Below are 6,661 nucleotides of genomic sequence, written 5' to 3'. Positions count from 1 at the left end.
GGAAGGGGCGGGGTGGGGGCTCTCGCCGGAGGCACCCCCACCCCGCACCGGGCAGATGTACGGGTGGACCCCATAAGTGGCGCCCCTTCGTCGCATCGCACCGACCAAACCTCGTATGGTCGTGCACGTGCTGGAGGAGATGCGGATACGTGCGCTGGGCGTCATCGACGACGCGGTCGTCGAGCTGTCGCCCGGCTTCACCGCGGTGACCGGTGAGACCGGCGCGGGCAAGACCATGGTCGTCACCAGCCTCGGGCTGCTGCTGGGCGGCCGCGCCGACGCCGCTCTGGTGCGGATCGGGGCCAAGGCGGCGGTCGTCGAGGGCCGCCTTACGGTCGACGCCCGCTCGGCGGCGGCCGTAAGGGCAGAGGAAGCGGGGGCCGAGCTCGACGACGGCGTGCTGCTGATCAGCCGTACGCTCTCCGCCGAAGGGCGGTCGCGCGCCCATGTGGGCGGCCGCTCGGTCCCCGTGGGCCTGCTGGGCGAGCTGGCCGACGATCTCGTGGCCGTGCACGGCCAGACCGATCAGCAGGGCCTGCTGCGGCCCGCCCGGCAGCGGCAGGCGCTGGACCGGTACGCGGGCGCCGCGGTGGCCGGGCCCCTGGAGAAGTACGCGGGGGCCTATCGCCGGCTGCGCGCCGTCTCGGCCGAGCTGGAGGAGCTCACCACACGGGCCCGCGAGCGGGCGCAGGAGGCGGATCTGCTGCGCTTCGGCCTCGAGGAGGTCGCGGCCGCCGAGCCCCGCCCCGGGGAGGACGAGGAGCTGGCGGCCGAGGCCGAACGGCTGGGGCACGCCGAGGCCCTGGCGTCCGCCGCCGCCGTCGCGCACGCCGCCCTCGCCGGGAACCCGGAGGACCCGGAGGGCGTGGACGCGGCCACCCTGGTCGCGGGCGCCCATCGCGCCGTGGAGGCCGTACGCTCCCACGACCAGGCCCTCGCCGGGCTCGCCGACCGGATCGGCGAGGTCGGCATCCTGCTGTCCGATGTGGCGGGGGATCTCGCGGGGTACGCCGACAACCTGGACGCCGACCCGATCCGTCTGTCGGCCGTCGAGGAGCGCCGCGCCGCGCTGTCCCAGCTGACCCGTAAGTATGGCGAGACCATCGCGGACGTGCTGGCGTGGGCAGAGCAGGGCGCCGCGCGGCTGGCCGAACTCGACGGCGACGACGACCGCATCGGCGAGCTGACCGCCGAGCACGACGCGCTCCGCGCCGAGCTGGGCGGGCTGGCGCAGACGCTCACCGACGCCCGTACGGAGGCGGCGGGGCGGTTCGCGGAGGCGGTCACCGCCGAGCTGGCCTCCTTGGCGATGCCGCACGCCCGGGTCACGTTCGCGATCCGCCAGACCGAGACGGAGGCGGACGGCATCGAGGTGGGCGGCCGCCCGGTGGCCTTCGGGCCGCATGGCGCCGATGAGGTCGAACTGCTGCTCGCGCCCCATCCGGGCGCCCCGCCCCGGCCGATCGCCAAGGGCGCCTCCGGGGGTGAGCTGTCCCGGGTGATGCTCGCGGTCGAGGTCGTCTTCGCGGGCTCCGACCCCGTACCGACGTATCTCTTCGACGAGGTGGACGCGGGCGTCGGCGGTAAGGCGGCGGTCGAGGTGGGCCGCCGGCTGGCCAAGCTCGCCCGCTCCGCGCAGGTCGTGGTGGTCACCCATCTGCCGCAGGTCGCGGCCTTCGCCGACCGGCATCTGGTGGTCGAGAAGACCAACGACGGGTCGGTGACCCGAAGTGGCGTGAAGGCCATGGAGGGCGAGGACCGCGTACGGGAGCTGTCGCGGATGCTCGCGGGCCAAGAGGACTCCGAACTCGCGCGGGCGCATGCGGAAGAGCTCCTGGAGGCGGCCCGCGCGGGACGCTGACCCTTCACGCGACGCTTCATGTGCCCCCTTACGTGACGCTTCCCCCGAGCCTTCACGCGTCGCTCCTCCGACCCTTCACGCGTCGCTCCTCCGACCCTTCACCCGAACGGGTGGTACCACGGACGAGCGGGCGAGTTCGGGGCAGGCGTCACCTGGGAGCGTTGCGACGAGGGTTCGGCGAGTGCTGGCATTCTTGGGCGGAGCGCGTCCGCACCGTCCCCCCAATCCGCCCGACACCGTCTCAGGAGCTCCGCCCGCGTGAGCAGTACCGTGAGCAGCACCCCGGTCCCGCCGCACGGGCAGTCGTCGCTGCACGCGGTCCAGGTGCTGGGCGCCGGGAGTTCGGGCAGCGGGGTGCATGTGCGGTCGCTGTCGGCCGGGCTGGTGGCGCGCGGACTGCGGGTGACCGTGTGCGGGCCCTGGAGCGCCGAGCAGGGCTACGGCTTCACCCAGACGGGAGCGCGGTTCACCGGGCTGGACGCCCTGACGGACGCCGGAAGCATGGCGTCGCTGCGCAAGGCCACCCAGGGCGCGGCCCTGGTGCACGCCCACGGGCTGCGCTCGGGGCTGCTGGCGGCGGTGGCGCTGCGTGGCCGGAACGTACCCCTGATCGTCACCTGGCACACCCGCGTGGACGCCGAGGGCGCGCGGGCCCGGCTGGTCCGGCTGATGGAGCGTCGGGTGGCGCGGGCCGCCGCGATCGTGCTCGGGGCCTCCTCGGATCTGGTGGCCCGGGCCCGGGCCCGCGGTGCGCGCGACGCCCGGCTGGCCCCGGTCGCGGTGCCCGCCCCATGCCGGCCGCCGGAGACCGCCGACGGCCGCCGCCAGAAGGCGCGGGCCGAACTGGGCGTGGTGGAGCGGCCGTTGCTGGTCACGGCGGGGCGGCTGGAGGCGATGGCGGGACACGGCCCGCTGTTGGACGCGGCGCGGCGCTGGCGGGCGCTGGATCCGCGGCCGTTGCTGGTGGTGGCGGGGGAGGGGCCGGACCGTGCGGTGCTCCAGCGCCGGATCGACACCGAGGGGCTGCCGGTGCGGCTGCTCGGCCGCCGTAAGGATGTGCCGCGGCTGCTCTCCGCGGCCGATGTCGCGGTGCTCTCCAGCCGCTGGGAGGCCCGGTCGCTGCTGGCCCAGGAGGCGCTGCACGCGGGGGTGCCCCTGGTGGCCACGGCGGTCGGCGGGGTGCCGGAGCTGGTGGGGGAGGCGGCCGAACTCGTCCCGTACGGCGACCCCGAGGCCCTGGCCGAGGCCGTGACCGGGCTGCTCGCCGATCCGGTGCGCCGGGTGGAGCTCGCGGCGGCGGGGCGGGCGCGGACGGCGGGCTGGCCGACGGAGGACGACACCGTCGCCCATGTTCTCAGCGTCTACGATGAATTGGTGCAGACCTTTCTGCGTGAAGGGGTTGACGGGCCCGGTCGTTGATCGGCAGGGTGCTGGGCAGAGGAACGAGAGAGCGCTCTCAATTTCGCGCCTCCCGTCACCCCCCACGCCATTTTCCCGGCAACCCCCACTACGCCGAGGAGCACCATCATCATGATCAGTCGCAGGAAGCTGCTGGGTGGAATCGCTGCCTCCGCCGCGGCCGCGGGAACCGGCCTCGCGTTCGCCGGCGGCCGCGCCAGCGGAGCACCGGGCGCGAAGGCCGCCGCCTCCCTGCCCCTGACCGTCGTCAACAAGACGGGGCAGTACGACAACGGGTCGGTATGGCTCTACATCGTCGGCAACGAGGGCGACCGCCAGGTCCATGTCACCCCGGACGGCAACATCGCCCCCGTCGCGCTCTCCGACAACGGCTCGGACGGCTTCACCGACTACGCGATCCCGCTGGCCGGAAGCGGTGAGACCAAGCTGAACCTGCCTCAGATGTCCGGCCGGATCTATGTGGCGCTGGGCTCCAAGCTCAAGCTCAAGGTGGTCGAGGACGGAGCGGGCAAGGCCGCGCTGCAGTACCCGGCGGGCTGGGTGTCCGGCGACCCGAACTACGACATCATGCACGACTGCGCGGAGTTCACGTACAACTCCTCGGGGATGTTCTGCAACACCACCATGGTGGACATGTTCAGCGTCCCGCTGTCGATCCACCTCACCGGCGCCCAGGACCAGACGACCGGCACCCTCAAGGACGGGGCCCGCGCCAAGGTCTTCTCCGACCTCGCCGGTGTCGACGCCTTCAAGAAGCTGATCGTCGGCGACAATCTGCGGGTGATCGCTCCCGGTCATGGCATGGGCGCGGGGGTGTTCGCGGAGGACTACTTCGCGTCGTACATCGACCAGGTCTGGGACGCCTACGGATCGAAGGACCTCAAGGTCACCACGAACGCGGGCACCTTCACCGGCCGGGTGAGCGGCGGGAAGTTCTCCTTCACCGGTCCGGCCTCGGTCTCCTTCGACAAGCCCTCCACCAAGGACGTGCTGTTCTGCGACGGCGCCCTGGCCGCGCCCAACGACGGGACCACGGGCCCGGTCGCGGCGATCCTCGGCGCGGGCTTCAACCGCTCCACGCTGCACAACGCCGACGCCCAGCCGACCACCGACCCGGCCGCCTTCTACGGCGAGGACGTCACCAACCACTACGCCAAGGCCATGCACGCGGCGACCGTGGACGGCAAGGCGTACGGCTTCGCCTTCGACGACGTGGCCGAGTTCGCGTCCTACATCCAGGACACCGCCCCGAAGGGGGTCACGCTCACGCTGACCCCGTTCTAAGCCCTGTCCGGCGGATCGATCTGCGCGCCCGCGACCTCAGCGGGCACCGCCGCGAGGCCCGCGGCGTCTGGTGCGGGGGGTGGCTCCCAGCGGTGGCCGGGGGCGCCGTGCCAGACGTCGCGGGCCGCGAAGATCCGCCGGGCCGGGCAGGGTCCGGGCCGCGAAGATCCGCCGGGCCGGGCAAGGTCCGGGCCGGGCAGGGTCCGGCCGGGTTCGGCACAGGGCGGCCGGGCGGGGAGGTGTTCGCGGCGCACGGCGAGGGCGGCGCGGCGGACAGCGAGGGAGCCACTCCCCGCCCGGCGACACGCGGGGACGCCGGGCGGGGGCCCGGGCAGGCGGGGCGGGCCGCATCCGCGTCAGGCGGGGCGGCCCGCCGCCGTGTCACCGCACATGGCGGCGGGCCTGGAGGGCCACCCCAAGGGCGAGCACCGTCTGGGGATCCTCCAGATCGCTGCCCAGCAGCGACGCGATCCGGGCCAGCCGGTCGTACAGCGTCTGGCGGTTGAGGTGCAGCGCACGGGCCGTCTCCGCCTTGCGCCCCGCATGCCGCAGATACGTCTCCAGCGTCGGCACCAGCGGCGGGCGGGCGGTGCGGTCGTGGGCCAGCAGCGGACCGATCACCCGGTCCACGAAGGCGGCCAGATCGCCGTGCTCGCGCAGTCGCCACAGCAACAGGTCGACATCCAGGCTGCGTACGTCGTACCAGCCCCGGTCGGGCGGCGATCCGCACGCCGCGTTCGCCGCCTCCGCCGCATGCCGCAACTCGGCTCCGGCCGCGTCCCAGCCGACCGCGAGCCCGGCGACCACCACCGGCGGCCGGGCGCCGGCCCGGTCCGGCCAGGCCCGCTCCACCCCGGCCCGCAGCGCCGCCGCGATCCGCTCGGCCACCGCGCTCCGCTCACTCGCACCGCGCAGCCCCGCCAGCAGCGGAACCCGTCCCTCCGGAAGCCGTACGCCGAGCAGCACCGGCACCCCGACCCCAGCCAGCTCCTCCTGCACGGCGTGGGCCAGCGCCGCCCAGCTCTCCCCGCCCCCGGCCAGCGGCCGCGGATCCTCCACCAGTCGCATCACCACCGGCAGCAGCGGCCCGCCCGGGCCCGGCCGGAACCCCAGCACCCGGGCCTGGGCGGGGGCGTCGGATGACTCGATCCGGCCCTCCGCGAGATCGGTGAGGAAGTCCCCGCGCCCGCGCGCCGCCAGCTCCTCCTCCTGACGCGCCCGCAGCAGCACCACCGCCAGCAGATCCGCCGTCCGCTCGGCGGCGATCCGGTGCACCGGGCCCAGCGGCCCGGCCACCGGAAGGACGGTCAGCCGTGCCCGTACGGCACCGGGGCCGGGCCCGCCGCCCGGGATGTCCGCGATCACGCTGCCCGTCGGCGGTTCGGGCCGCTCGGCCGCGCGCGGCGCCCGCAGCCCCTCCCACACCTGGAGCGGATCGGCGGCGCCCGCCGGGGGCGTACCGCCCGGCCCCGCCGCGTACAGCAGCTGCCCGTCGGGGGTCTCCAGGAAGACCGGATTGGCCGCGAAGGCGGCGAAGTCGCGCAGGATCTCCGGCACCCCGCCGCCGCGCAGCAGCACCTCGGTGGCCTGCCGGTGCACCACATCGGCCTGGCGCAGCAGGGCGTAGTGCTCATTGACGATCTCGGTGTGGATCTCCTCGGTGACCGTCACGAACGGCACCTCGCGATGGAGCTGCACCAGCGGCAGTCCGCACGAGCGCGCGGTGTCCACGACCGGCCCCGGCAGGGTGCGGAACCGGGCGCCCAGCTCCACCACCAGCGCCGCGATGCCCCGCTCGGCGAGCCGGCGCACGAAGGCGCGCTGCTCGGCGGGGCGCGGACCGACCCCGAGACCGGTGGTCAGCAGCAGCTCACCGCCCTTGAGCAGCGCGGCGATGTTCGGCGCCTCGCCCGCGTGCACCCAGCGCACCGGGCGGTCCAGCAGCTCCTGCCCGGACACCACCTCGGGGAGCCCGCGGCGCAGGGCGGGAAGGCCCAGGGCCCGCGCCACGGTGATCGTTCCCTGTGGTTCCATGCCGCCACGCTACGGGGTGTCCGGCGGACCACGCGGCGTGGCAGGGGCTTCGCCCCTGGACCC

Annotated in this window: 4 protein-coding genes; 3 read left to right on the top strand and 1 reads right to left on the bottom strand. The window is 74.7% G+C overall.

Going from position 1 to position 6,661, the window contains the following annotated elements; genetic code table 11:
• Window positions 1-115 precede the first annotated feature (115 nt).
• The 3 genes from recN to GWI24_RS38220 all read left to right on the top strand — a co-directional run bounded on the left by recN (window position 116) and on the right by GWI24_RS38220 (window position 4,564).
• Window positions 116-1,861 (top strand): DNA repair protein RecN, encoded by a 1,746-nt coding sequence (gene recN, locus GWI24_RS38230; protein WP_210950640.1) that lies wholly within the window; start codon window positions 116-118, stop codon window positions 1,859-1,861.
• Window positions 1,862-2,119: 258 nt separating this feature from the next.
• Window positions 2,120-3,280, top strand: coding sequence for a glycosyltransferase family 4 protein (locus tag GWI24_RS38225; protein WP_374103390.1), 1,161 nt, complete (start codon window positions 2,120-2,122; stop codon window positions 3,278-3,280).
• A 111-nt stretch (window positions 3,281-3,391) separates the two neighbouring features.
• On the top strand, window positions 3,392-4,564 hold the full coding sequence (locus GWI24_RS38220; RefSeq protein ID WP_210950639.1) for a glycoside hydrolase family 64 protein: 1,173 nt from the start codon (window positions 3,392-3,394) through the stop codon (window positions 4,562-4,564).
• 381 nt (window positions 4,565-4,945) lie between these two features.
• Here GWI24_RS38220 and GWI24_RS38215 read toward each other — a convergent pair whose 3' ends face one another.
• Complete coding sequence (locus GWI24_RS38215; protein WP_210950638.1) at window positions 4,946-6,598, bottom strand: PucR family transcriptional regulator; 1,653 nt, start codon at window positions 6,596-6,598, stop codon at window positions 4,946-4,948.
• Between the last annotated feature and the right edge of the window lie 63 nt (window positions 6,599-6,661).

It is taken from the genome of Streptomyces sp. MK37H, assembly GCF_018035285.1.
GTDB classification, from domain to species: Bacteria; Actinomycetota; Actinomycetes; order Streptomycetales; family Streptomycetaceae; genus Streptomyces; species Streptomyces endocoffeicus.
This window is presented reverse-complemented; position numbering and strand designations above follow the sequence as displayed.